Annotated in this window: 24 protein-coding genes and 2 pseudogenes; 13 read left to right on the plus strand and 13 right to left on the minus strand. The window is 74.3% G+C overall.

Annotated features, from left to right (window positions below; genetic code table 11):
- Window positions 1-59 precede the first annotated feature (59 nt).
- The 3 genes from FRZ03_RS05885 to FRZ03_RS39700 all read left to right on the plus strand — a co-directional run bounded on the left by FRZ03_RS05885 (window position 60) and on the right by FRZ03_RS39700 (window position 2,315).
- The gene (locus FRZ03_RS05885) at window positions 60-686 is read left to right on the plus strand and encodes a TetR/AcrR family transcriptional regulator (protein ID WP_146464058.1); all 627 of its coding nucleotides are present in this window, start codon (window positions 60-62) and stop codon (window positions 684-686) included.
- A gap of 149 nt (window positions 687-835) precedes the next feature.
- Window positions 836-1,129, plus strand: a complete 294-nt coding sequence (locus tag FRZ03_RS05890) for a hypothetical protein (protein WP_146464059.1) — start codon at window positions 836-838, stop codon at window positions 1,127-1,129.
- Window positions 1,130-1,667: 538 nt separating this feature from the next.
- The gene (locus FRZ03_RS39700; RefSeq protein WP_222443342.1) at window positions 1,668-2,315 is read left to right on the plus strand and encodes a DUF6518 family protein; all 648 of its coding nucleotides are present in this window, start codon (window positions 1,668-1,670) and stop codon (window positions 2,313-2,315) included.
- Between the two features lie 91 nt (window positions 2,316-2,406).
- Here FRZ03_RS39700 and FRZ03_RS05900 read toward each other — a convergent pair whose 3' ends face one another.
- Together FRZ03_RS05900 and FRZ03_RS05905 are read right to left on the minus strand one after the other, a co-directional pair.
- Entirely contained in the window at window positions 2,407-3,678 is a 1,272-nt protein-coding gene (locus FRZ03_RS05900; protein WP_146464060.1) for an alpha/beta hydrolase family protein, read from the minus strand.
- A 42-nt stretch (window positions 3,679-3,720) separates the two neighbouring features.
- Entirely contained in the window at window positions 3,721-4,719 is a 999-nt protein-coding gene (locus tag FRZ03_RS05905; RefSeq protein ID WP_261398602.1) for a trypsin-like serine peptidase, read from the minus strand.
- A 353-nt stretch (window positions 4,720-5,072) separates the two neighbouring features.
- On the opposite strand from FRZ03_RS05905, the gene FRZ03_RS05910 reads away from it, so the two are divergent.
- The 4 genes from FRZ03_RS05910 to katG all read left to right on the plus strand — a co-directional run bounded on the left by FRZ03_RS05910 (window position 5,073) and on the right by katG (window position 9,448).
- On the plus strand, window positions 5,073-5,741 hold the full coding sequence (locus FRZ03_RS05910) for an acetate uptake transporter (protein WP_146464061.1): 669 nt from the start codon (window positions 5,073-5,075) through the stop codon (window positions 5,739-5,741).
- 66 nt (window positions 5,742-5,807) lie between these two features.
- A complete protein-coding gene (locus tag FRZ03_RS05915; RefSeq protein WP_146464062.1) occupies window positions 5,808-6,545 on the plus strand; it encodes a DUF1345 domain-containing protein in 738 nt (245 codons plus the stop codon).
- A 206-nt stretch (window positions 6,546-6,751) separates the two neighbouring features.
- Entirely contained in the window at window positions 6,752-7,189 is a 438-nt protein-coding gene (locus FRZ03_RS05920; protein WP_146464063.1) for a Fur family transcriptional regulator, read from the plus strand.
- Between the two features lie 33 nt (window positions 7,190-7,222).
- Window positions 7,223-9,448, plus strand: coding sequence for a catalase/peroxidase HPI (katG, locus tag FRZ03_RS05925; RefSeq protein ID WP_146464064.1), 2,226 nt, complete (start codon window positions 7,223-7,225; stop codon window positions 9,446-9,448).
- A gap of 66 nt (window positions 9,449-9,514) precedes the next feature.
- Here the strand turns inward: katG and FRZ03_RS05930 are convergent, their stop codons facing one another.
- Complete coding sequence (locus FRZ03_RS05930) at window positions 9,515-10,081, minus strand: GlcG/HbpS family heme-binding protein (protein ID WP_146464065.1); 567 nt, start codon at window positions 10,079-10,081, stop codon at window positions 9,515-9,517.
- 210 nt (window positions 10,082-10,291) lie between these two features.
- On the opposite strand from FRZ03_RS05930, the gene FRZ03_RS05935 reads away from it, so the two are divergent.
- Window positions 10,292-11,482, plus strand: a complete 1,191-nt coding sequence (locus tag FRZ03_RS05935) for a sensor histidine kinase (RefSeq protein ID WP_146464108.1) — start codon at window positions 10,292-10,294, stop codon at window positions 11,480-11,482.
- Window positions 11,479-12,111 carry a response regulator gene (locus FRZ03_RS05940; protein ID WP_146464066.1) on the plus strand — a complete coding sequence of 211 codons (633 nt, stop codon included), beginning with the start codon at window positions 11,479-11,481 and terminating at the stop codon, window positions 12,109-12,111. Before FRZ03_RS05935 ends, FRZ03_RS05940 begins: the two co-directional genes overlap by 4 nt.
- A gap of 10 nt (window positions 12,112-12,121) precedes the next feature.
- Here the strand turns inward: FRZ03_RS05940 and FRZ03_RS05945 are convergent, their stop codons facing one another.
- Both FRZ03_RS05945 and FRZ03_RS05950 read right to left on the minus strand, forming a co-directional pair.
- The gene (locus FRZ03_RS05945; RefSeq protein ID WP_146464067.1) at window positions 12,122-13,072 is read right to left on the minus strand and encodes a serine hydrolase; all 951 of its coding nucleotides are present in this window, start codon (window positions 13,070-13,072) and stop codon (window positions 12,122-12,124) included.
- Complete coding sequence (locus FRZ03_RS05950) at window positions 13,069-14,040, minus strand: LysR family transcriptional regulator (RefSeq protein ID WP_146464068.1); 972 nt, start codon at window positions 14,038-14,040, stop codon at window positions 13,069-13,071. The genes FRZ03_RS05945 and FRZ03_RS05950 overlap by 4 nt, the downstream gene beginning before the upstream one ends.
- A 147-nt stretch (window positions 14,041-14,187) precedes the next feature.
- On the opposite strand from FRZ03_RS05950, the gene bla reads away from it, so the two are divergent.
- Complete coding sequence (gene bla, locus FRZ03_RS05955) at window positions 14,188-15,072, plus strand: class A beta-lactamase (protein ID WP_398659785.1); 885 nt, start codon at window positions 14,188-14,190, stop codon at window positions 15,070-15,072.
- A gap of 13 nt (window positions 15,073-15,085) precedes the next feature.
- Here bla and FRZ03_RS05960 read toward each other — a convergent pair whose 3' ends face one another.
- The 4 genes and pseudogenes from FRZ03_RS05960 to FRZ03_RS05970 all read right to left on the minus strand — a co-directional run bounded on the left by FRZ03_RS05960 (window position 15,086) and on the right by FRZ03_RS05970 (window position 17,432).
- Entirely contained in the window at window positions 15,086-15,436 is a 351-nt protein-coding gene (locus tag FRZ03_RS05960) for an ArsR/SmtB family transcription factor (RefSeq protein WP_146464070.1), read from the minus strand.
- Between the two features lie 175 nt (window positions 15,437-15,611).
- Window positions 15,612-16,004: a VOC family protein gene (locus tag FRZ03_RS05965; RefSeq protein WP_146464109.1), complete on the minus strand. Its 393-nt coding sequence runs from the start codon at window positions 16,002-16,004 to the stop codon at window positions 15,612-15,614.
- A 98-nt stretch (window positions 16,005-16,102) separates the two neighbouring features.
- Window positions 16,103-16,196 (minus strand): annotated as a pseudogene (locus tag FRZ03_RS38815).
- An 84-nt stretch (window positions 16,197-16,280) separates the two neighbouring features.
- Entirely contained in the window at window positions 16,281-17,432 is a 1,152-nt protein-coding gene (locus FRZ03_RS05970; protein ID WP_146464071.1) for a Cmx/CmrA family chloramphenicol efflux MFS transporter, read from the minus strand.
- Window positions 17,433-17,869: 437 nt separating this feature from the next.
- On the opposite strand from FRZ03_RS05970, the gene FRZ03_RS05975 reads away from it, so the two are divergent.
- Window positions 17,870-18,562: a helix-turn-helix domain-containing protein gene (locus tag FRZ03_RS05975; protein ID WP_146464072.1), complete on the plus strand. Its 693-nt coding sequence runs from the start codon at window positions 17,870-17,872 to the stop codon at window positions 18,560-18,562.
- A gap of 99 nt (window positions 18,563-18,661) precedes the next feature.
- Here the strand turns inward: FRZ03_RS05975 and FRZ03_RS05980 are convergent, their stop codons facing one another.
- Window positions 18,662-19,258: a CBS domain-containing protein gene (locus tag FRZ03_RS05980; protein WP_146464110.1), complete on the minus strand. Its 597-nt coding sequence runs from the start codon at window positions 19,256-19,258 to the stop codon at window positions 18,662-18,664.
- Between the two features lie 466 nt (window positions 19,259-19,724).
- Here FRZ03_RS05980 and FRZ03_RS05985 point away from each other — a divergent pair, with 466 nt between their 5' ends.
- Complete coding sequence (locus FRZ03_RS05985; protein ID WP_146464073.1) at window positions 19,725-20,606, plus strand: universal stress protein; 882 nt, start codon at window positions 19,725-19,727, stop codon at window positions 20,604-20,606.
- Window positions 20,607-20,640: 34 nt separating this feature from the next.
- Here FRZ03_RS05985 and FRZ03_RS05990 read toward each other — a convergent pair whose 3' ends face one another.
- The gene (locus FRZ03_RS05990; RefSeq protein ID WP_398659787.1) at window positions 20,641-21,105 is read right to left on the minus strand and encodes a GNAT family N-acetyltransferase; all 465 of its coding nucleotides are present in this window, start codon (window positions 21,103-21,105) and stop codon (window positions 20,641-20,643) included.
- Window positions 21,106-21,307: 202 nt separating this feature from the next.
- Between FRZ03_RS05990 and FRZ03_RS05995 the strand changes: the two genes are divergently transcribed.
- Window positions 21,308-21,814, plus strand: a complete 507-nt coding sequence (locus FRZ03_RS05995) for a DUF6584 family protein (protein WP_146464074.1) — start codon at window positions 21,308-21,310, stop codon at window positions 21,812-21,814.
- Between the two features lie 41 nt (window positions 21,815-21,855).
- Here FRZ03_RS05995 and FRZ03_RS38820 read toward each other — a convergent pair.
- Window positions 21,856-21,949 (minus strand): annotated as a pseudogene (locus tag FRZ03_RS38820).
- A gap of 73 nt (window positions 21,950-22,022) precedes the next feature.
- Window positions 22,023-23,514 (minus strand): amidohydrolase (locus FRZ03_RS06000; RefSeq protein ID WP_146464111.1); only part of this gene is annotated, 1,492 nt, incomplete at its 5' end.

Consider the following 23,514-nt stretch of genomic DNA (forward strand, 5'->3'; position numbering starts at 1 on the left):
GTTACTGTCGTCAACGCTAGCACTGATGTCGGTGACTGTCATCACGTAGGATGCGCGCTATGGGCAGATGGGAGCCGAACGGGCGGGAGCGCCTGGCGAAGGCGGCGCTGGAGCTGTACGGCGAGCGCGGATTCGAACAGACCACCGTGGCGGAGATCGCGAAACGCGCCGGACTCACCGAGCGCACGTTCTTCCGGCACTACGCCGACAAGCGCGAAGTCCTGTTCGCCGGGTCCGGTGAACTGGAGCGGCTGTTCGCCGACGCGGTCGCCGACGTCCCGCCCTCCGCGACGCCCCTCGACGCGCTGGCGGCCGGTCTGGACGCGGTCTGCGAAATGTTTGAGGAGCGGCGCGAGTTCGCGGGCAAGCGGCACGCCGTGATCTCGGCGACCGCCGAGCTGCGCGAGCGCGAACTGATCAAGCTGGCCTCACTGGCGGCCGCCCTCGCCGACACCCTGCGCCGCCGCGGCGTCCCGGAACCGGTCGCGAGCCTGACCGCCGAGACGGGCGTCGCCGTCTTCAAGGTCGCCTTCGAACGCTGGATCACCGCGGACGAGCAGCGCCCCCTCGTCCGGGTGGCACGGGACTCGCTGGAGCAGCTCAAGGCCGTGGCCGCGGGAAGCGCGCCGGCGGGTGTGGGCGGCGGGGCAGCGCCGGCGCCCACCGAGGCGCAGCCGAGCGCCTGAGCCGGGGGCGACTCCTTCCGTCCGCGCACGCGGACGAGTGAGGCGTGAGTGGTGGGGTAGACGCCCCCACCGGCCGGTCGTGCACCGACGGGGTGAGCCACCACAGGGCGCCCCGGGCTCGTCACCGGCCGCGCAGGAAGGAGAACGTCATGATCAAGCTGATACGGCACGCAGGAGCGGTGGGAGCCTCGGCCGCACTGGTCGGTGGCGCGCTGCTGGCCGGCGCGGGCTCCGCGTCGGCCGCGCCCCAGCACGCCCCGGGGACCGGCGCCCGCGCCGCGACGGCCCCGTCCACCTCCGTCTGCTCTCGCCGGCACCACCGCCTCGACCCCTGGATCGAGGGACAGCTGGCCCAGTTCGACCCCGCCGCCAAGCGCAAGCTGGCGGTCTACGACCCGTGGATCAAGGACCAGCTGGCGCGCTACGCGCCGACCGCCTGCTAGGTTCTGTCGTCAAATGTCACGCCCATATCAAGAGTGATGTGAGGGTGACGGTCACTTCGTCGGAACGCTCGGGGATTGCGTGCGGTATGCCCGACGGCGGAGCCAGGCGCGGATCGCCTTTGAGCGGCAGCCCTTGTCGCTCAGGATGTGATCAGGCCGGGTGAGGGGCCGTCCCGGTCCGGTCCGGGGCACCCGGGCCCTTCCATCACGGTGGTGAACCGGGTGCAGTCGTTGGAGTTGCCACCCCTGACGACGAAAGCGAGAGGGCCTTGCCGGGGGGGCGGAGTCGAGATCCACCGGTCCGCGGTCTCACTCTCCTTCTGGGCCGCACCTCCGCCAATGCCTCGCTCCTCGCCTATCGTCGCCTGCTGGGCAATCCCGTCGTCCCTGAAATCCTCGGCCTCATCGCCGGCTGGCTGGTTGCGTCCCCGCCTGACCGGATCTCGGTGAGTGGTGTCAATCGCCCGAGCGATGACCTACGTCCAGCTATAAACCGCGCCTATAAAACAGGTGTATATACTCTGTGTATAGTCGGAACATGGCTGCTACCGATTCGGTCGTTTCACCCCGCCTGCGCTTGAAGAACGCCCCGGGCGCGGCTGTTCTGTGCCTCGGCGCAGGGCTCGTCGGGGGCATCCTGACGAACCTGGCGCAGGGCTGGCTGCCCGGGGCGTGGAACAACTTGGCGAACTCCGGTGCGGTGTGGACGATGTTCGCGTTTGCCGCGGGCGCCTCCCTGGCACACCGCACCGACGGCCATCGCCTTCCGGCGGCAGTCGGAGCCCTGGCGGAGATCGGCCTCGTCGTCGGCTACTACGGGTACGCCGAGTTCGGGCGGGACGGAATGGGCTCGCTCACCTTTCCACTGCTCTGGCTCTCCATGGCATGCGTCGCGGGGCCACTGTTCGGCGTCGCGGGCGCGTGGTCGAGACGCGCTACGCGACCCTGGCGGCGATACGTGGCGCTCGGCGCACTCGGCGGCCTCTTCGGCAGTGAAGGCCTCCACTACTGGCTCGGCCTGGGGTACCTACCGCAGGCAGTGGTCTGCGGCGCTCTCGCCTGCGGTCTTCCGCTGCTGTTGGGGCGCACCTGGAAGGAACGCGGCCTGAGCCTCGCTGTGGCGATCCCCGCGTCCTTCGTCACCTATCAGATCCTCTATGGCCTCCTGGACGCAGTGTCCGGCTGAGTGGGCCTGCCAGGGAGGGGTGTGTCTGCCCGTGCCGGCCGCTAGCACCGCCGGCGACGGAGCCGTTGCCGCCGCATCCGCGCGGGCCGGGTCAGCCGACGAACTCCATGGCCGGGTAGGCCGGCGACGGCCCCTCCAGCAGCCGTCCGCTGCCGCCGCGCAGCCAGTGGTCGAAGTACGCGGCCACGTACGCCTCGCTGGTCCGGATCGCCGTGGCCGGGTCGAGGGTGCCGAGGGCGGCGGCCTCTACGGACGGTGGCAGGTGCAGCTGAGGGAGGAGAGCCTCCGCGTCGGTGGTCGAGGCGTGGCCCGAGCCGCGCAGGGTGAGCTGACGCGTCCAGCCCGGAGTGTGGGCGCGGAAGGCCTGCCAGCCGGGGCCGGTGTCGGTCTCGCCGTCCTTGCCCAGCAGCAGGAACGGCCGGTCCAGGCCGTGCCGGGCGACCGGCATCGGGGAGCCGTCGACGTAGGTCAGGTTGCCGTCCATGTCGATGCCCGCGGTGATCCTGCGGTCGGCGTCCATCGCCAGGGCCGCGGCGCTGCCGCCCATCGAGTGGCCGAACATGCCCACCCTCGACAGATCCAGCGCGCCGGGCAGCCCCTTTGGCAGGCGCTGCCCGTCCGCGTCGGGGTCGTGACCGCCGTCGAGCAGCCGCAGCCGGTCCAGCACGAAGCGGGTGTCCGCGACCCGGACGGCCAGGGACTCGCGGATGAAGGCGTCGGGATCGCCGGGCGGCACCATGGTGGCGAGCGAGCCGTCCGGGAACTGGACCTCGGGGGACTCGTAGGTGTGGTCGACGGTCACGACGGCGTAGCCACGGCCGGCCAGGTCCGTCACCAGTGTGGTGCCCCAGGTGCGGGGCTCGCCGAGCCCCGGGGAGTAGAGGACCACCGGAAGCCGCCCTCTTCGGCCCGGGGCCACCGGAGCGCCGAGTGCCACGTGGGTCTTCGCGCCGGCCCAGTCGGCCCGGCCCGGGGGAACGCCGAGCCGGAGGTAGTCGTCGGCGGTGACGCGGTCGAAGTGGGCCGCCGCGGCGGGCGGCATGTACGGGGCCTGCGGGCGGCCGGCCGTGCGTGCCGCCGGGTAGAACACGCTGACCATCAACTCGCGGTGGCGCGGTCCCTGACGCCAGGGATCGGGACGTGCGGTGTCCACCAGGTGCAACGACACCTCGCCGACGGGGTGCGGCCCGGTCGGGGACGGCAGCGCCAGGCGGCGGGGCGGCGGCGCGGTGGAGGGCGCGGCGCCGGAGGCCGCGGCGGCGGGCAGGGACGCCGCGAGGGTGCAGAAGGCGGCGACCGCGCAGGCGAGGAGGGTCCGTAACCCCTCGCCCCGGCGGCGTCCGCGCGGATGTTCATCGGTCATGGACCCAGGGTGACGGCCCGTCACCATCCCGGCCATCAGGGATCAACCCTGGTCTTTCGCTCGGGGTTCCGTAGGGGTCGGGCCCGCGGGCGGGGCTCCGGCGACGGCGGCGCGGTACAGGGCGCGGGTCGCGGTGCCGAAGTAGGCGCTGTAGGAGATCTGGGACGTGTTGCCGCCGGTGTGGTAGCCGCCGATGACGCCGACGACCGCCCAGCCGTCGAACCACGGGACCAGCATGGGGCCGCCGCTGGTGCCGCCGACGAAGGCGTCACAGGCGATGCGCGGGAAGGTGCCCGGGTCGGCCGGGTCGTCGCTGACCCACGCGGTGGTCCAACTCCAGCACTCCAGCGGCTCCGCCGCCCCCGCCGGATAGCCGATCATCCGCACCGGTGCGTGCAGGTAGCCCGTCCCGGTGAGCAGCCGTACCCCGCCGACCGCGTCCTGCAGGGCCGTCCCGTCCTCGTTGGGTCCGGTGACCGCGAAGGCGAAGTCGTAGCCGGCGCCGGCGTGTTCGCCCAGGTCGTAGTACTGCTGCGGGACGTAGACGCCGTTCGTCACGACCGGGAAGATCCCGAAGGGCTTGAGCCCGTCGTGGTACTGGGGGACGAAGGCCAGCCGGCGCCGCGGGGCGGTGCCCGAGTAGCCCTTGAGGCAGTGCCCCGCGCTCAGCACCAGGTCGCGCCCGGGGCTGCGGACGACCGAGCCGCTGCAGGTCCGGCCGGTGCCCTGGGCGTCGGTCCAGAAGAACGTGCCGGCCTGCGGGATGCCCGTGAAGCTGCGGCTGGGCGGGATGTACTCGCCGGGCCGGGGGCCGTCCACGGAGGGCGAAGCGGTGGCACCCGCCCCCGCGCCCTTCACGGGGCCGGCGGGCAGGGCGGCCGCCATGCGGGCCGGCGTCCAGTAGGCGTCGAGCCGGGCGGCGACGGGGTCCGGCCCTGGCGGCGCGGACTTCGCGGCGGCCGCGGCGGCCGGACCGCCCGAGAGCAGCACGGCGGCCGCGCAGAGCGCGGCGTGGCGGAGCAACCCGGTCCTGCGCACCATCACTTCCCCTCCCGGCGGCGGCGGACGGCCGGCTCACCCTAGGCCCGCGACCGGCACCGGCGGAAGGGCGCGTCGCCGGTCACCGCGACATCGGCCGGTCCCCGCCGCACCGCTGCGCGAACCCGGTCCGACGGGGATGCGCGCGGCCGGGATGCGGGGCCGGCGGCGCAAGGGCGGGCCGACGGGGAATCTCAGGGCTAACAACTGGTGCGAATGGGTACTTTCTGTACAGGTGTATCTACGTGGCACGCGAGTGTCACCGCCCGCCTCGGGGGCACTGACCAGCATGTTTGCGGGCTGGGCGCGCCAGGGCCGTCGGCCCTGCTGACCACTGGCCGAAGGGAATGCCGGTTATGCACGAGGACACGAGGAGCCCCCTCCCGGAGCGGCCGCCCGAGGCGGCCCCGCGCTCGGCGGCCTGGGCCGATCCCGCCCCCCTGGGTCTGGCCGGCTTCGCCCTGACGACGCTGCTGCTGTCGATCGTCAACACCAACCTGCTGAAGGAGCCCGCCGCCATCCTGCCGGTCCTGGGCCTCGCCGCGTTCTACGGCGGCCTCGCCCAGTTCGCAGCCGGGCTCTTCGAGTTCCGCAGGGGCAACACGTTCGGCGCGACGGCGTTCGTCTCGTTCGCCGCCTTCTGGCTGTCCTACTGGTGGATAGCGCCGCGCGTCGCGCTCGCCGGGGACGCGCACAACGGGCTGGGGCTGTACCTGCTCGGGTGGGCGATCTTCACCGCCTACATGACCGTGGGCGCCCTGCGCGTCAGCCTCCCCGTGCTGGCGGTGTTCGTGCTGCTGACCCTGACCTTCCTCTTCCTGGCCATCGGGTCGTTCCAGACGGGTGCCCCGCCGCACGTCACGACCCAGATCGGCGGCTGGCTGGGCATCCTCACCGGCCTCGCCGCCTGGTACGCGTCGGCGGCCGGCGTCATCAACGAGGCCCACGGCCGCGAGGTGCTCCCCGCCTGGCGGCGCGAGCCCGCCCGGAGCCGGCCGGGGACGCGCGAGGAGCGGTCCGTCTGAGGCGGACGCGTCCGGCGTGCGGTCCCGTCCGCCACCGCCGGCCGCGGGCCCGGGACAATGACCGGCATGACCGACGACAGGGACGACGCCGACAGCAGGCTGGCCAGGATCGAGCGGCTGCTGCGCAGCGGTGAGCAGGAACTGGTCCCCGCGTGGCGCCGGGCGACACAGGGTGAGACGCGCTGGGCCGTGACGGCCGTGATGCTGGCCGCGATCGCCCTGCAACTGGTGCTGCCGCACCGGCTCACACTGCTGCGGCCGGTCTGGGTGCTGCCGGTGCTGGAGTTCGTCCTGCTGCTGGCGCTGGTGGCGGGCAACCCCCGGCGGGTCGAGGCGCGCACGCGGTGGCTGCGCTGGCTGGGACTGGTCCTGATCGGGGTCATCAGCCTGGCCAACGGATGGTCGGCGGCCCGGCTCGTGATCGACCTCGTGCACGGCGGCGGGGGCCAGGACGCGGTGCCGCTGCTGCGGGCCGGCGCCGTCATCTGGTTCACCAACGTCATCGTCTTCGCGCTGTGGTACTGGGAATCCGACCGCGGCGGCCCGATGGCCCGGATGCGCGGGGAGCGGCAGTACGCCGACTTCCTCTTCGTGCAGATGCAGAACCCCGAACTGGCGCCCGCGGACTGGGAACCGGAGTTCCTCGACTACCTGTACCTCTCCTTCACCAACGCCACCGCCTTCAGCCCGACCGACGTCATGCCCCTGTCGCGCTGGTCCAAGATGCTGATGCTGGTGCAGTCCTCGGTGTCCCTGGTGACCGTCGCCCTGGTGGTGGCGCGCGCCGTCAACATCCTGAAGTAGCCGACGGGGCCGCTCGCCCGCCCCTGTCGCCCGAACGGTGGACGGTTCGGCTTGCCGCGTCCGGGGAGAACGGGGTGGGGCCACATGATGCGTGCATGCCCCCGAGCAAAGCCACGCGGCGGTGAGCACCGCACTCCGGCGGGCGACCGGAATTGCATGGTTCGTTTTCTTGAACCCCTCGTGTTTGTGAGAGTAGGTTCGGCCGCATGACCGCCTCCCCGACTCCGACCACCGCCGAGGAGCTCCGCGGTGCCGGCCTGCGCGTGACGGCGGCCCGCGTCGCGCTGCTGGAGACGGTCCGGGACGGCGACCACCTCGGTGCCGAGGCGATCGCCTCCGGGGTCCGCGACCGCGTAGGCCACATCTCCCTGCAAGCCGTCTACGAAGCCCTGCACGCGCTGACCGCCGCGGGGCTCGTGCGCCGCATCGAACCGGCGGGCCACCCGGCCCGGTTCGAGGGGCGCGTCGGCGACAACCACCACCACATCGTGTGCCGGTCGTGCGGCGCCGTCGTCGACGTCGACTGTGCCGTCGGCGACGCGCCCTGCCTGACCGCCGCGGACGACCGGGGCTTCGCCATCGACGAAGCCGAGGTCGTCTACTGGGGCGTGTGCCCCGACTGTTTCACCGGCCGCAGTTCCTGAGCACCTGGTTCCGCTTAGTTCGGAAGGATTGCCATGACTGAGAACCACGACGCGATCGTCACAGACGCGAAGGCGGGGGAGGGGAGCGGCGGCTGCCCCGTCGCCCACGACCGGGCCCCGCACCCGACCCAGGGCGGCGGCAACCGCCAGTGGTGGCCGGACCGGCTCAATCTGAAGATCCTCGCGAAGAACCCGCCCGCGGCCGACCCGCTGGGCGAGGATTTCGACTACGCCGCCGCCTTCCAGAGCCTGGACCTGCCCGCCGTGAAGCAGGACATCCAGGAGCTGCTCACCACCTCGCAGGACTGGTGGCCCGCCGACTTCGGCCACTACGGGCCGCTGATGGTCCGGATGGCCTGGCACAGCGCCGGCACCTACCGCATCAGCGACGGCCGCGGCGGCGCCGGCCACGGCCAGCAGCGCTTCGCCCCGCTGAACAGCTGGCCGGACAACGTCCTGCTGGACCGGGCCCGCCGGCTGCTGTGGCCGATCAAGAAGAAGTACGGCCAGAAGATCTCCTGGGGCGACCTGATGATCCTCGCCGGCAACGTGGCGCTGGAGTCCATGGGCTTCGAGACCTTCGGCTTCGGCGGCGGCCGCAAGGACGTGTGGGAGCCGGAGGAGGACGTCTACTGGGGTCCCGAGACCACCTGGCTGGACGACAAGCGCTACACGGGCGACCGGGAGCTGGAGAACCCGCTCGGCGCCGTCCAGATGGGCCTGATCTACGTCAACCCCGAGGGTCCCAACGGCAACCCGGACCCGCTGGCCGCGGCCCGCGACATCCGTGAGACCTTCCGCCGCATGGCCATGAACGACGAGGAGACCGTCGCCCTGATCGCCGGTGGTCACACCTTCGGCAAGACCCACGGTGCCGGCCCCGCCGACCACGTCGGCCTCGACCCCGAGGCCGCCGGCCTGGAGGAGCAGGGCCTCGGCTGGAAGAGCACCTACCGCTCCGGCAAGGGCAGGGACGCCATCGGCTCCGGCCTGGAGGTCACCTGGACCTCAACCCCGACCCGCTGGGGCAACGGCTTCTTCGACAACCTCTTCGGCCACGAGTGGGAGCTGACCGAGTCCCCGGCCGGTGCCAAGCAGTGGGTCGCCAAGGACGCCGAGGCCACGATCCCCGACCCGCAGGACCCGACCCAGAAGCGTCTGCCCACGATGCTCACCACGGACCTCTCCCTGCGCTTCGACCCGATCTACGAGCCGATCGCCCGCCGCTTCCACGAGAACCCGCAGGAGTTCGCGGACGCCTTCGCCCGCGCCTGGTACAAGCTCACCCACCGCGACATGGGCCCGAAGTCCCTCTACCTCGGCCCCGAGGTCCCCGAGGAGACCCTGATCTGGCAGGACCCGCTGCCGGAGCCCGAGGGCGAGCTGATCGACGACGCGGACATCGCGGCGCTGAAGGCCAAGGTGCTCGACTCGGGCCTCAGCGTGTCCCAGCTGGTCACCACCGCCTGGGCCTCCGCCTCCACCTTCCGCGGCAGCGACAAGCGCGGCGGCGCCAACGGCGCCCGCATCCGGCTCGCCCCGCAGCGCGAGTGGGAGGTCAACGAGCCCGACGAGCTGGCCCAGGTGCTGCGCACCCTGGAGGGCGTCCAGCGGGACTTCAACGCCGGCTCCGGCGCCAAGAAGGTCTCGCTCGCCGACCTGATCGTCCTCGGTGGCGTCGCCGCGGTCGAGAAGGCGGCCAAGGAGGGCGGCTTCGAGGTCCGGGTGCCGTTCACGCCGGGCCGGGTGGACGCCACCGAGGAGCAGACCGACACCGAGTCCTTCGAGGCGCTGGAGCCGACCGCGGACGGCTTCCGCAACTACCTCGGCAAGGGCAACCGGCTGCCGGCCGAGTACCTGCTGCTCGACCGGGCCAACCTGCTCACCCTCAGCGCCCCCGAGCTGACCGTCCTGGTCGGCGGCCTGCGAGTGCTCGGCGCCAACTACCAGCAGTCCCAGCTCGGCGTCTTCACCAAGACGCCCGGCGTCCTCACCAACGACTTCTTCGTCAACCTGCTCGACATGGGCACCACGTGGAAGTCGACCTCCGAGGACCAGACCACCTTCGAGGGCCGGGACGCCGCCACGGGCGAGCTGAAGTGGGCCGGCAGCCGCGCCGACCTCGTCTTCGGCTCCAACTCCGAGCTGCGGGCCGTCGCCGAGGTCTACGCCAGCGACGACGCGAAGGAGAAGTTCGTCAAGGACTTCGTCGCCGCGTTCGACAAGGTCATGAACCTGGACCGGTTCGACCTCGCCTGATCCGGCCGGTACGCCGGTTGTCCGGCGCCCGGGGCCCTCGGCAGGGGCCCCGGGCGCCGGCACGCGTCAGCGGCCCAGCGCCGCCGCGCCCGCCCGGGCGTACCTCTCGTCCAGGTCCCCGGAGGGGGCGCCCGCGACGCCGATGCCCGCGACCGGGGCGCCCTTGGCGGTCACCGGGGCGCCGCCCGCGAGGAACAGCGTGCCGGGGATGTCCTTCAGGCCCGGCGCCTGGGCCAGCCGCCCGGCCAGTTCCGAGGTGGGCGCGTTCCAGGACACCGCGGTGAACGCCTTGCGCTCGGCGGACTCGTACGACTGCGGGCCCGCGCCGTCCCCGCGCAGGGTGACCAGCGTGTTGCCGTCGCGGTCGACCACGGCCACCGACACCTGCCGGCCGTCCTCGACGGCGGCCTCCAGCGCGGCCCGCGCCGCCTTCTCCGCGGCCTTCAGCGTGAGGTGCGTGCTCTGGGTGAGATCACCGGCCCGGGCCGCGACGGGCGCGGCGGCCGGGGCGGCGCCGTTCGTGTCGGCGGCGTTGGCGGCGACCGTGCCGACGACACCCGCGCCGACGACGGCCAGAGCGGCGCCGCCCACGAGGACACGGGTACGGCGGGACGGCTTCCTGCGGCTGGACATGACGGGCAACCTTCCTGTGGCAAAAGACCGCGGCCGAGGGACGGCCGGGCCGAGGCCGAATCGCCTCGGTTCCGATCCTGGAGCCCCCCGGGGCCGTCTCCCGTCGTCGGACCGGTGGCCCCCGGGGTCATCCGATCGGATGACCCGACAGCGCGCGGAGCGTGGGCACAATGGAGCTTGTTTGCCCAGTTCAGCGCGGTGACACGGGAGGTGGTGGCGGTGCCGGAGCCCGCACAGGACGACACCCGCGCCCTCACGATCGTCATGCACACCGCCTTCTTCGTGCTGCTGGCCGCCTCGCTCGCCCGCTATCTGGCCCGGCACGGCGACGGCCCGCACACCCCCTGGATCGCCGGCCTGTCCCTGCTGCTCGCCGTGCTCTACGTCCTCGGACCCGCCCTCGGCACCCGCCCCACCCCGCGCCGCCTGATCTGGCTCGCCCTGGTGGTGGCGGCCTGGGCACTGCTCGTCGTGGCGGCCCCCAGCTTCGCCTGGTGCGCGGTCCCGCTCTTCTACACCGGCCTGCGCACCCTCCCGCCCCGCGCCGCGATCCCGCTGGTCGCGCTGCTGACGGCGCTCGCGGTGGCCGCCCAGCTGGAACTCGCCGGCTGGCCCGACCCGAACGTGCTGCTCGCCCCGCCGGCCGTGGCCGCCGTGGCCACCACCGTCTACGTCGTCATGCATCGCCGGACCGCCCGCCAGCACGCCCTCATCGACGACCTGGTCCGCACCCGCCGCGACCTCGCCGCCACCGAGCGCCGGGAGGGCACCCTCGCCGAACGCGAACGGCTCGCCCGGGAGATCCACGACACCCTCGCGCAGGGCCTGTCCAGCCAGCGCATGCTGCTCCAGGCCGCCGACCGGCTCTGGGACACCGCGCCCGGCACCGCCCGCGAGCACATCCGCACGGCCGCGGCGATCGCCGAGCGCAGCCTCGCCGAGGCCCGCCGCTTCGTGCACGACCTGACCCCCGCCGACCTCGCCGGGGGCGGGGGCCTGCCGCGGGCCCTGCGCGCCGTCGCCGACCGGGAGACGACGGACGGCCTCACCGTCCGCGTGCACACCGAGGGCGCCCCGCCCGCACCGCTGTCCGCACCCGTCGAGTCCGCCCTGCTGCGCATCGCCCAGGGCGCTCTCGCCAACGTCCGCGAACACGCGGGCGCCACCACCGCCACCCTCACGCTGACCTGCCTGGACGACCAGGTCGTGCTGGACGTCATGGACGACGGCCGCGGCTTCGACCCCGCGCGTGTCCGGCCCACCGCCGGGGACGAACGGCGCGGTCACGGGCTGCCCGCGATCCGCGCCCGGCTGCGGCAGCTCGGCGGCACCCTCACCGTCGAGTCGGCGCCGGGCCGGGGCACCGTCCTGTCCGCGGCGATCCCCCTGGAGCCACGATGACCGGGACCCCCGTCCGCATCCTCGTCTGCGACGACCACGCCGTCGTACGTGCCGGACTGCTCGCCCTGCTGCACAGCGCCCCGGACATCGAGGTCGTCGGCGAGGCGGGCAGCGGCGAGGAGGCGCTGGCGCTGGCCCGCCGGACGGCACCGGACGTCGTCCTGATGGACCTGCAACTCGGCGCGGGCATCGACGGCGTCGAGACCACCCGCCGACTGCGCGCCACGACCCCCGCACCGCACGTCCTGGTCCTCACCACCTACGACACGGACGCCGACGTCACCCGGGCGGTCGAGGCGGGCGCCACCGGCTATCTGCTCAAGGCCGAGCGCGCCGAGGACCTGTTCACCGCGATCCACGCCGCCGCACAGGGCCGCCCCGCGCTCTCGCCGCCGGTCGCCGGCCGGGTGATGTCCCGGCTGCGCAACCCGCGCCCCGCCCTCACCCCGCGCGAGCGCGACATCCTCGCCCAGCTCGCCCAGGGACTGCCGAACCACGCCATCGCCCGCGCCCTGTACATCAGCGAGGCCACCGTCAAGACCCATCTGCGCCGCATCTACGACAAGCTCGGCGTGGACACCCGTGCGGGCGCGGTCGCCGTGGCGAAGGAGCAGCGCCTGCTGCCCTGACCCCCGCCGCTCAGCGGCGCAGTGCCTCGAAGGCGTCGCGGGCGGCCGCCCCGAGCGCCAGCTCGATGTCCGGGGCGAGACCGGCCCGCCGGTCGGCGCGGGTCAGCGCGGCCATGGCCACCCGGTCCCCGGACTCCGCCTCCACCACGCCGATCTCGTGCCGCAGATGCAGGAACGTGCCCGTCTTCCCGCTCCACCGCAGCGTGTCCGTGCGCAGCTCGCACGCCAGCCGGTGGGTGAAGAGCTGGAGCCCCATCAGCCGCCGCAGTTCCGCCGTCGCCTCCGGTACGGCGATCTCGTCGCACCACACCCGCCGCAGCAGGGCGACCAGTGCCCTGGCCGAGCCGGTGTTGGCGTGCGCCGGTTCCAGGGTCTCGATGGTGGGCCGGCCCGCCCGTTCGTCCCGCACGGCCAGCTCCAGCGCGAGGGAGAAGTCGTCGCCCGCCGCGCCGGCCGCGCACTCGTACATGTGGTTCATCCGGTGCCGCATCCGGATGCCGTCGCACCCCCACGCGCACAGCCGCGCGTCCACCTCCGCCGCCGGCACCAGGTCGAACAGGGCGTCCGCGGCCGCGTTGTCGCTCACCGACAGCATCATCAGCAGCAGATCGCCGACGGCCGCGGTGACCGGGTGCCGGAACGCCGCGAAGCCGGTGGGGCCGACGCTGCTGCGGCCCGGGTCGAGGGTCACCGGGTGCCCGGCGTCCAGTTCCCCGGCCGCGATCCGGTCCAGTACCACCAGGGCGAGCGGGACCTTCGCCACCGACGCGAGCGGCACCGGCTCGTCGATGCCGAAGCCCAGCCGGGCGCCGGTGTCCAGGTGCAGGGCGAGGAAGGAACCGCGCACACCCAGCGCCGCCCAGTCCGCCGCGATCTCCTCGGCGACGTCCACCAGGGCGCCGTCGTCCCCCACGCAGCCGGGCCGGTACGCCTGCGCGCCGCCCGCCTCGGCCGGGCTCATCCGCGGGCCGCCAGCCGGGCGGAGGGGTCACCGGCGGGACCGGAGCGCGCCCGCTCCCGCGTCGCCCCGGACGCCCCGACCGACGCCGCCAGCAGCCGGGCCAGCCAGTCCGGCACGTCCGGCGTGCCGCGCGGACCCGGTGGCGCGCTCACGTCGTACCCCCGGTGCAGGGCGGGGTCGCCCAGCGGGGCCCAGGCGGCGCCGTACCGACGGGCGTACGGCTCGGTGCACAGCAGCAGGGCGCGCCCGGCCAGGGTCCCGGCGAACGCGTCGGACGGCGGACCGGCCGGCCGGATCCGCCCCTCGGGCAGCCCGGCGCGCGCGACCGCGCGCGCGAACCTGTCGTCGAAGTACGGGACCTGGTCCTCCGCGAGGACCAGGATCGGGGGCGGTGCGGGCGCGGGCGGTGCACCGGCACGGCGGCGGCGCGGCCGCAGCTCTTCCAGGTGGACCGCGCGTGGTGCCTCCGGGTCCGCGGCGCCCGGCGCGGACGCCAGGCCCAACGGCACCCGGAAGGCGGCGCGTTCCGGCGCGGTCCGGACGAGCGCGTACCCGAGCGAGCCGTCGACCAGACCCGACTCCCTTTCCAGCGGCGGCAGTTCACGCATGCCGAGGGTGATCCCGTGCTCGGTGGCGGCGCGCAGGGCGCGGGCCAGCGCGGCCGGGGCGCAGTCCGCGGGCACCCCGACGGCACGCACCCGCGAGTGCCGGGCGGAGCGGGCGGCCTGCCGCAGCCGCTGGGCGCGGTCCAGGACGTCCCGCGCATAGGGGAGGAGCAGCACGCCCAGTTCGGTGGTCGTGATCTGCCGCCGGGAGCGGTCGAACAGCGGGCCGCCGAAGTGGCCCTCCAGCGTCCTGACGCGGCGGCTGAGCAACGGCTGCGCGATGCCGAGCCGGTCGGCGGCGCGGGAGAAGCTCGCCTCGTCGGCGGTCGCCACGTACGCCTCCAGGTGTGCCAGCAGGTCCATCCAGCACTCATATCAAAAAGGCATGGAGCGCGCACAGTTCACTCTTGGACATGAGCGCGCTCCTGCTGTTTCGCTGTCCCGCACGGAGATCCGCACCGCCCGACGGGCGACGATCAGGAGGACTGCACCATGACCGCTTCCGGACCGCTGGCACGCCGTGGCCTGCTCAGGGCGGGCCTCGCGCTCACATCCGCCGCCGTCGTGGCGTCGACCGGCACGGCCGCCGCTGCCCCGGCCGCGTCGGCCGGCGGTGAACTGGACGACCTGGAGCGCCGCTTCGGTGTCCGGCTCGGCGTGTACGCGCGCAATGTGCGCACCGGGCGGGTGCTGGCCCACCGGGCGGGGGAGCGGTTCGCGCACTGCTCGGTGTTCAAGGCGTTCGCGGCGGCCGCCGTCCTGCGCGACCACTCCGGCTGCGCCCCACTGGACAAGGTGGTCCACTATCCGCCGCACGCCCTCCTGCCCAACTCGCCGCGCACCGAGGAGAACCAGGAGACCGGCATGACGGTGGCCGACCTGTGCGCGGCGGCGATCCGGTACAGCGACAACACGGCGGGCAACCTGCTGTTGCAGCAGCTGGGCGGCCCGGCCGGCCTCACCCGGTTCTTCCGCTCGCTCGGCGACCGGGTGAGCCGGCAGGACCGGTGGGAGCCGGAGCTCAACACGGCGGTCCCGGGCGACCTGCGCGACACCACGACCCCCGAGGCCATCGCCACGGGCATCGAGCGGCTGATCCTCGGCCGGGCACTGGCCCCCTCCGACCGCGAGCGGCTCGTCACCTGGATGAAGGGCAACACCACCAGCGGCGCGCGGTTCCGCGCCGGACTGCCCGAGGGCTGGACCCTCGCGGACAAGACCGGCACCGGCTTCTACGCGAGCGCCCACGACATCGGCGTCGCCTGGACCACCCGGCACACCCCCGTCGTCCTGGCCGTGCTGTCGACCGGGAACGAGAAGGACGCGCCGGTCGACGAGGCGCTCATCAGGGAGGCGGCCCGTATCGTCGCGCGCACCGTGGCGCCCGGCGAGTGACCTTCGGCCCCGCTCAGGCGCGTGGGTGCCGCTCGCCCTGGGCCGCCTGGAGATCGGCGAGCAGCTCGGCCTGTTCCGCGAGGACCCCGGAGAGGGTGGTGCGGGCCACCCGCAGCAGCTCGGCCACGTGCGGACTGGTCAGCGAGTAGTGGACGTTCGAGCCTTCCTTGCGTGTCTTGACCAGGTTGGCGCGGCGCAGCACCGCCAGCTGCTGGGAGAGATGGGCGGGCTCGATGCCCACCTCGGGCAGCATCTCGGCGACCGCGTGCTCGCGTTCGCCGAGCAGTTCCAGGACGCGGATGCGGGCCGGATGGCCGAGCGTCTTGAAGAACTCGGCCTTCAGCTGGTACCGCGGCTTGCTCACCGGACCGTCCCTTCACCGGCCCGGCGACCCGCGCCCAGCGGCCCCGCCCCGAAGGCCCGTCCCATCGACCCACACGTCGACACCATGGGGTCCATCCTCGCCCGGAGCCCCCGCGGGAACCGAATCGGCCCCCGAAGACCCCGCGGCCGGTCCGGCCGGCCGCGGGGAGAGGGGCCTACGCGGTGGGCCACCCGCCGTAGGGAACGGTGAGCAGTTCCATGGTGTGCCCCACCGGGTCCATGAAGTACACACCCTTGCCGCCGTCATTGCGGTTGATGGTGCCGGGGTGCTTCTTGTGCGGGTCGGCATAGTGCTCTGTGCCGCGTTCGGTGATCCGGGCGTACGCGGCGTCGAACTCCTCCTCGGAGACCAGGAACGCGTAGTGCTGCGGGGTGATGGTGTCCTCGGGAACGGTGGCGAAGTCCAGCGTGACGCCGTTGTCCAGGGCGACGGCGATGAACGGGCCCCACTCCGAGGTGATGTCCAGGCCCACTATCTCCGTGAAGAAGCGGGCGGACTCCCGGTTGTCGCGGGAATGGACGATGGTGTGGTTCAACTCGACCGGCAAGGAATGCCTCCAGGGCATGTCCTGGCACCTCCATGCCTCACCCGGTCGGTGACCGGCACGCGATGCCGCCGTCCACTCTAGTCAGCCGTTCGGCGCAGCGGAGAGGGCAGGATTCGAACCTGCGTGGGCCCCGTGGGGCCCGACCGTGAGGCGTGCTCGTGGTCCCCGATAAGCCACTCCGGGCACCTCTCCCCGTGACCGGTTCCGGTGTTCCGTGCCGGTCACAGGAAGAACGGTGCCAGAGGGCGCTGACCGCGCCCTGACACACGGCTGACCTCAGCCGGCCGCCCGTACGGCGCGGACCGGAATCGCGACGGCGAGGGCCACGGCGATCAGCGCTCCGCTCGCCCACAGCGGCCCGGTGTCGCCCAGCCCGCCGGTGAGGGCGGCCGCGGCGACGAGGGGACCGGTGGCGGCACCCACGTTGAGCGCGGCGGTCGCGTAGGAGCCGGCCATGGTGGGGGCCTGCGCGGCCTCGTAGAGGACCCGGGTGATCAGGGTGCCGCCCAGCGCGAACGACAGCGCGCCCTGCGTGAACACCAGGGCGAGCAGCGCGACCGGCCGGTGGGCCAACAGCGCCAGGGCCGGCCAGCCGACGAGCAGCAGCGGGCCGCCGGCCGCGAGCACGAGGCCGGGACGCCGGTCGGCCAGGCGCCCGGCGGCGCTCACCCCGAAGAAGGAACCGGCGCCGAACAGCACCAGGGCGACGGAGACCCACAGCTCGCCCAGCCCGGCGACGCCGGTCACCACGGGGGCGAGGAAGGTGAAGCTCGCGAAGGTCGCCGCGTTCACCAGCGCGCCGAGCAGCATGACCAGCAGCAGCCGCGGACGGCGCAGCTGCGCCAGCTCCCCCCGCAGCCCACCGCTCGCGCCCCGCGTGCTCGCGGGCGCGGGGACTCCCCTGAGGATGCCGAGGGCCGCGGGCAGACACAGGGCGGCCACGGCCCAGAACGTGGCACGCCAGCCGAGCAGCGTACCGAGCAGCGCCCCCGCCGGGACACCGGCGACGGTGGCCGCCGTCGTGCCCGACAGCAGCACGGCGAGCGCCCGGCCCTTGCGGTCGGGCGGCACCAGCGTGGCGGCCGTCGTGAGCGCCACGGCGAGGAACCCGGCGTTCGCGAGCGCCGCCACCACCCGGGTCGCGCAGAGCACCGGGAAACCGGAGACGGTGGCGCCCACCGCGTGGGCCGCCGCGAAGAGCAGGAGGAAGCAGAGCAGGCTGGAGCGTCCGGGCCGGCGGCGGGAGAGCGCGGCCATCAGCGGGGCGCCGATGGTCATCCCCAGCGCGAACGCCGAGGTGAGCAGGCCCGCGGTGCCGAGGGTGACGCCGAGGTCCGAGGCGATGTCCGGCACGAGGCCGGCGAGCATGAACTCCGAGGTGCCCATGGCGAAGACGGCCAGGGCGAGCAGATAGAGCGCGAGAGGCATCGAGGAAGGCTCCGGGGTGAGGAGAAGCACGAGAGGGTCATCTCGTCACCGCGGTCAGCACCCGAGGGCGCACTTCGTCCGGCCGTGGCACTCGCGGGCACGGCCGGACGGTGGTGAAGCCGGTGGTTCAGGGGCTGACGGCGTGACCGAAAGCCCCCACCTCGACCGACTCGGGACTCGACATGCCCAGCAGGCTACACGGGCGGCCGTCCGCCCACCCACGGGGGCCGTTCGGCCCAGGGCGCCCGGGAGCCGCCCGCCCCTAGGGTCTGTCCCGTACGGCGTCGTGCTCGGCCTCCAGTGGGGGGAGGCCGAGCACGACGGCGGTGCGCCGGCCGCCGGTGCACGGCGTAGCGCGGTGGTGGGCGCCGCGCACCGGTGGTACACGTGGTACGAGCCAGGGCCCCCGGCGGCCCGAGGGCGAGGAGTGAGCGAGCATGGCAGAACGCCCCACACCGCGGCACGGCGCGCCGGACCCGGAGGACGGCCCCGCGCGGGGCGACCTCGGACGGCGCCTGCGGAGGCGCCGCGCGGAACTCGGGCTCACCCGGGAGGAGGTGGCCGCCCGCGCGGGCATGGCCGAGGCCTACGTCGCCCATCTGGAGCGGCACAGCACCGCCGCGCCCGACTCCGGCACCCTGCTGCGGCTGGCCGGGGCGCTGCGCACCAGCCCCCAGGAACTCGGCGGCGGATACGCCGGGCTGCCCTCCGGCCTCGGACGGGCCTCCCGCAACCCGCGCCTCGGCGAGTTGGGCGAACAGGAGTGCAGGGAACTGCTGTCGACGCACGGGGTCGGCCGGTTCTCCGTCAGCACCGAGGGCGCGCCCGTCGTCCTGCCGGTGAACTACACCGTCGTGGACGACGCGATCGTGTTCCGCACCCGTGAGGGCTCCGTGATCAGCGAGGGGTTCGGCCGCGAGGTGGCCTTCGAGGTGGACCGGGTGGACGACGCGCTGAGCCAGGGCTGGAGCGTCCTGGTGCGCGGCACCGCCCAGCCGGTGACCGACGAGGCGGAGGCGGCGCGCCTCGCCGAGCGGGCGTACAGCGAACCCTGGGCGGGCGGGGAGCGCGACCTGTGGGTGCGGATCGAGCCGACGGCGTTCACGGGACGCCGTATCGAGGTGGGCTGAGGGCGCCGGTCCGGTCCGGGGTTCTGCATGACGGGTGTCCGACGGGTCGGACCGGGCGCGCACCGGTGGTCGTCCGGCGGCGCCCGGGCGCCCGGCACGTCACCCGGGCCGTGCCACCTCCTGCGGGGGTACGGGCGGCACGAGGTTGACGACCCCGACGACGCCGTCCAGTCGCCACGCCGCGAAGCCGGCCCGGGCGATGGCGCCGCGCAGTTCCGCGCCGCCCGCCAGGGTCACCACACCGTCGCGCACGGAGACACCGACCGCGTCGGGCGGCAGCCCCAGCTCGCCCGCCACGATCTCCTCGCGGACCTGGCGGCGGATCTCGTCGTCGCCGCGCAGAAAGACCCGCAGCAGGTCCCGGCGGGTGACGATGCCGATCAGCCGGTCCTCCTCGTCCACCACGGGCAGGCGCTCCACGCCGCGCCGCTCCATCAGCCGGGCCGCGTCCGGCACCCGCTGCTCGGGGTGGACGGTGACGGCGGGCGTCGACATCACCTCGCGTGCGGGCGGCTCGCCGGTCACGTCCGGCCACCGGGCGGCGCGTGCGCGGACCAGGTCGGAGGCCGAGACCACGCCGAGCACCTTGTCGTCGCGGTCGATCACCGGCAGCCCGCTGATGCCGTGCCGGTCCAGCAACCGGGCCACGTCCGTGGACGGCGTCGTCTCCGACACGGTGACGACATCGTCGGTCATCACCTCGCCGATCGTGCTGTGGATCACGGGCCTTCCTCCTTCTCCGGTGCGCTCTTTCTCCGGTGCGCGAGCCCTGAGCGGCGGCCCCGCCCCTCCCCTCGGCCCGCGCGACGCCCCGGCCGCGCGCCTCCCCGCCCGTCCGAGCCGGTCCCCCCACCCTGCCGCCTCGGCCGCGCCGATCCGAGGGCCGGGCGCCCCCGTCAAGGGGACCTTTGGTCCCGGCCTCACCAGCCGTACGGTTCCGGCGACCACCGCCGCCCCCGCTGCCGCCACCGCCGCGTGCGGCACGGCGGGTGCCATCTGCGTACGGAGGGTGCCGGCCCGCCCTGGCATCGCCCCCACGCGGCCGGAGGAGGGCCCGAGCGGCCCACGGGCGGGAGGCCGCTCCAGGGGGCACGCTTGAGCTACGGAACGACGCCCGGCGTACGGCGGCGGCAAGTCTCGGCCCGGATCCGGAGGACGCATCATGGCTGGTCACATCGCGGCGGGAGTCGACGGCTCCCCGCAGAGCGTCGCCGCCGCCCACTGGGCCGCGCAGGAGGCGGTGCGCCGGGGCGCGGAACTGGTCGTGGTGCACGCCTGGCTGCCGAACGTGCGCCCGGCGCCGATCGCGACCCGGGACAGCACCGAACAGGGCTGGGCCGAGCGCGTGCTGCGGGAGGCGGTGGGCAGCGTGCGGGCGGCGCATCCCACGCTGCCCGTGACCGGCCGGCTGATCGGCGACTCGCCGGTCCCCGCGCTGCTGTCGGCGGCCGAGGAGGCCGACACGCTCGTGCTGGGCTCGCTCGGGCTCAGCCGTGCGGCCGGGGTCCTCGTCGGCTCGGTCTCCCTGCGCGTCACGGGCCGCTCGCCCTGCCCGGTGGTGCTGGTGCGGGCCGGCCGCAGCGCCGCCGACGAGCACCTGCCGGCCGCCCCCGGACTCGCGCCCGACGAGATCCCGACCATCCCGTACCGCGCCGTCGTGCTCGGCCTGGACGTCCGCAACTCCTGCGACGAGCCGGTCGGGTTCGCCTTCGAGGCCGCCCGGCGGCGCGCCACCGAACTGCGCGTGTGCCACGTCTACGAGCCGGTCTCCGGTGAGAGCGCGTCCGAGGGGGCGGCCGCCGCCGAGCACGCCGTCATCGCGCTGCTGCGGCCGTGGCGCGAGAAGTACCCGGACCTGTCCGTCGCGACGACCGTCGTCGAAGGCCGGCCCGGTGACGAACTCGTGCGCGCCACGGCCGAGGCGGGACTCGTCGTGGTGGGCCGCCGCATCACCGGCAGCCGGTTCGGGGAACGCCTCGGCCGTGTCGCCCACGCGGTCGTCCAGCACGCGGAGTGCCCGGTCGCGGTCGTACCGCACGAGTGAGGCACGAGTGAGGCCGAGTTGAGGGGAGGGCGGTTCAAGGAGCGGACGGTGCGGGGCGGTCCAGGCGCCAGACCACGTCGACGCCGACGCCGGACGGAGCCGCGGGCGGCGGTGCCGGTTCGCGCCGGACCTCGGTGAACCCCAGCCGGCGCGGTACGGCGCTGCTGGCGGTGTTGGCCAGATCGTGGGTGATCTCCAGGTACGCCACGTGCGGCAGCGCGAACATCTCCGCGACCAGGGCCGCCGTCGCCCGGGTGGCGATGCCCCGGCCGGCGGCGGCAGGGTGCAGCCAGTACCCCAGCCGCCATCCCGCCGACCCGTCCCAGCGGTACGTCTGGCACATGCCGACGGGCGTGCCGTCCGGCACGACGGCGTAGGTGAAGACCTCGCCGCTCGCCCACTTCGCCTCGGACCTCGCCAGGAAGTCCCGGGTGCTCTGCTCGTCGTGCCCCTCGACCCACGGCATCCAGGGGCTCAGGTGGTCCCGGGACTCCTCGATGAGCGTGAACGCCTGGGCGAAATCCCGCTACCCCCGCCAGCGCCGCAGGACGAAGCCCTCGCATTCGATGATCTGGCTCGGTCGGTCCATGAGCATCATCATGGCCCCCCGGCGCGGGCGTCCCTTCACTGGGGCACCCCGCGACCGCCGTGGCGGCGAAACCGGTTCGACGGCCCGGGCCCCGTCGTCCGATCATGTGTTCATGCCGTTGAGGGACACCCTCGCCCGAGTCGACGCGGATCTGGCCGCCGGCCGCGTCCCCGTCGCGCGTCAGCGTCTGCGCGGGCTGGTGTCGTCCTACCCCGACGACCCGGCGCCTCGCCGGCGGCTGGCCGAGGTGTACCGCCTGTACGGCGAGCCCGCGGAGGCGGGCCGCTGGATGTACCTCGAACCGGACCGGGAGGCGGCGGAGACAGCGGCCTTCGAGGCGAGGTACCGGACAGCTGCCGACCGCATGCGGGCGCTCGCCTGGCGGGGGCCGGAGTCGCTCGCCAGGACGGACTTCGCGAGAGAGCGACTGGCGGCGGTACGAGTCTCCTGCTCCCGGGCCGTGGGGCGCCCCGTCGACTGGGACGCGGTGCCGTCCGGCGGGGAACAGGACGGCCGCGGGCGCTCCTTCGCCGGTTCGGCGGCGGGGGCCGGGTGTCTGGTGGCCCTGCTCGCGTTCCTGGCCATCTGGGTGAACGGGCTCGTCGCCCTCTTCGAGTGACCGAGATCCTTGGAAGAGGCCGTCGCGACGAGGCCGTCGCGCGGAGAGGGCAGGATTCGAACCTGCGCGGGCCCCGTGGGGCCCGACCGTGAGGCGTGCTCGTGGTCCCCGATAAGCCACTCCGGGCACCTCTCCCCGTGACCGGTTCCGGTGTTCCGTGCCGGTCACAGGAAGAACAGTGCCGTAGGGCGCTGACACGGCGCTGACGTCAGACGGCGCCCCGGTGCGTCACGTGGCCGCCCGTCACCGTCAACACCACCGGTGCGTCGGCGAGTTCGTCGGCGCTCGCGTGCGCCGGGTCCACGCCGAGGGCGGTGAGGTCGGCGCGGTGGCCGGGGGCGACGCGGCCGGCGACGGCGGACTCGCCCGCCGCCGCGGCCGCGTGTGTGGTGCAGCCCTCCAGGGCCTGGAGCGGCGTCAGGCCGGTGCGGTGCGCGGCGGCGCCCCTGGGGCGCTGGGCGGTCGCGAGCACGGCGCGGACGTCGTAGTGCGCGATGGGCCAGTCCGAGCCGAGCGCGACCGTGGCGCCCGCCTCCCGCAGATCCCGCAACCGCCAGGCCCGCGCCGCCCGCGCACCGCCGAGCCGGCGTGACCACTCGTCGGAACCGTCCTCGCGGGTGTAGCCGGTGTGCGGGGGCTGCATGGACGCCGCCACGCCCAACTCGGCGAAACGCGGAAGGAGTTCGTCGGGGGCCGTCTCGATGTGCTCGATCCGGTGCGCCCCCCGGCCGCCCGGCCCGAGCGAGGCGACGGTGTCCAGGACGTGCCGTACGGCGGCGTCCCCGATGGCGTGGGTGGCGGCGCGGACCCCGGCCGCGTGCAGGGTGCGCACGGCCTTCGCGTAGGCGTGCGGGTCGGGCCAGAACGCGTCCGTGCCCCGGCCGTGGCAGTCGGGGTGGTCCAGCCAGGCGGTGCCGCCCTCCACGGTGCCGTCCATGAAGAACTTCACCCCGCCGACCTGCCAGTGCCGCCCGCTCCGGCCCTGCAGCGCGATCAGCTCGTCCAGCGCCTCGGCGTCCGCGCCCGGCATGCACCAGGGCGCGAACCGCAGCCGCACCGGCAGGACCGTCTCCTCCGCCACCGCCGTCACCAGCTCCAGGTCCCCGCCGTCCATCACATGGGCGCCGGTCAGCCCGGTGGCGGCCATGGCGGACAGCAACTCCAGCAACCGCGCCCGGCGTTCGGCGGGCGTGGGGCTGGGCGCGACGGCCGTCACCAGGTCCATCGCGGCGTGCTCGACCAGGTGTCCGGTGGGCCTCCCGGAGGCGTCGCAGACCACCTCCGCGCGCTGCGCGAAGGAGCGCGGCCCGGACACCCCGGCGGCGGCCAGCGCGGCGGCGTTGGCGAGGGCGGAGTGGCCGTCGTAGAGGCGCAGCACGGCGGGGGTGTCGCCGAGGACGCCGGCCACCAGGTCGTGGTGGATCGGGCGGCCCTCGAAAGCGTTGTGGTCTAGGCCGTGCCCGAGCACCCAGCCCCCGACGCGCTCGGCCCCGGCGAGGGCCGCGCGCAGCCCGGCCAGGTCGCGCACGCCCGACAGATCCGTACCGGTCGCCATCTCCAGCCCCCACACCGGGTGGCTGTGGGAGTCGACCAGGCCGGGCACCAGATGCGCTCCGCGCAGGTCGACGACCTCGGTGCCGGGGCCGCGCCAGTCGCGTGTGTCGGCCGCCTCCCCGACCGCGGAGATCACCCCGTCGCGT

Origin of the sequence: Streptomyces misionensis (assembly GCF_007896895.1) — a bacterium.
GTDB classification, from domain to species: Bacteria; Actinomycetota; Actinomycetes; order Streptomycetales; family Streptomycetaceae; genus Streptomyces; species Streptomyces misionensis_A.

Coding starts and splice junctions, on each gene's coding strand:
- FRZ03_RS05885 (WP_146464058.1), top strand. CDS start 60: ATGGGCAGATGGGAGCCGAACGGGCGGGAGCGCCTGGCGAAGGCGGCG.
- FRZ03_RS05890 (WP_146464059.1), top strand. CDS start 836: ATGATCAAGCTGATACGGCACGCAGGAGCGGTGGGAGCCTCGGCCGCA.
- FRZ03_RS39700 (WP_222443342.1), top strand. CDS start 1,668: ATGGCTGCTACCGATTCGGTCGTTTCACCCCGCCTGCGCTTGAAGAAC.
- FRZ03_RS05900 (WP_146464060.1), bottom strand. CDS start 3,678: ATGACCGATGAACATCCGCGCGGACGCCGCCGGGGCGAGGGGTTACGG.
- FRZ03_RS05905 (WP_261398602.1), bottom strand. CDS start 4,719: ATGGTGCGCAGGACCGGGTTGCTCCGCCACGCCGCGCTCTGCGCGGCC.
- FRZ03_RS05910 (WP_146464061.1), top strand. CDS start 5,073: ATGCACGAGGACACGAGGAGCCCCCTCCCGGAGCGGCCGCCCGAGGCG.
- FRZ03_RS05915 (WP_146464062.1), top strand. CDS start 5,808: ATGACCGACGACAGGGACGACGCCGACAGCAGGCTGGCCAGGATCGAG.
- FRZ03_RS05920 (WP_146464063.1), top strand. CDS start 6,752: ATGACCGCCTCCCCGACTCCGACCACCGCCGAGGAGCTCCGCGGTGCC.
- katG (WP_146464064.1), top strand. CDS start 7,223: ATGACTGAGAACCACGACGCGATCGTCACAGACGCGAAGGCGGGGGAG.
- FRZ03_RS05930 (WP_146464065.1), bottom strand. CDS start 10,081: ATGTCCAGCCGCAGGAAGCCGTCCCGCCGTACCCGTGTCCTCGTGGGC.
- FRZ03_RS05940 (WP_146464066.1), top strand. CDS start 11,479: ATGACCGGGACCCCCGTCCGCATCCTCGTCTGCGACGACCACGCCGTC.
- FRZ03_RS05945 (WP_146464067.1), bottom strand. CDS start 13,072: ATGAGCCCGGCCGAGGCGGGCGGCGCGCAGGCGTACCGGCCCGGCTGC.
- FRZ03_RS05950 (WP_146464068.1), bottom strand. CDS start 14,040: ATGGACCTGCTGGCACACCTGGAGGCGTACGTGGCGACCGCCGACGAG.
- FRZ03_RS05970 (WP_146464071.1), bottom strand. CDS start 17,432: ATGCCTCTCGCGCTCTATCTGCTCGCCCTGGCCGTCTTCGCCATGGGC.
- FRZ03_RS05975 (WP_146464072.1), top strand. CDS start 17,870: ATGGCAGAACGCCCCACACCGCGGCACGGCGCGCCGGACCCGGAGGAC.
- FRZ03_RS05980 (WP_146464110.1), bottom strand. CDS start 19,258: ATGACCGACGATGTCGTCACCGTGTCGGAGACGACGCCGTCCACGGAC.
- FRZ03_RS05985 (WP_146464073.1), top strand. CDS start 19,725: ATGGCTGGTCACATCGCGGCGGGAGTCGACGGCTCCCCGCAGAGCGTC.
- FRZ03_RS05995 (WP_146464074.1), top strand. CDS start 21,308: ATGCCGTTGAGGGACACCCTCGCCCGAGTCGACGCGGATCTGGCCGCC.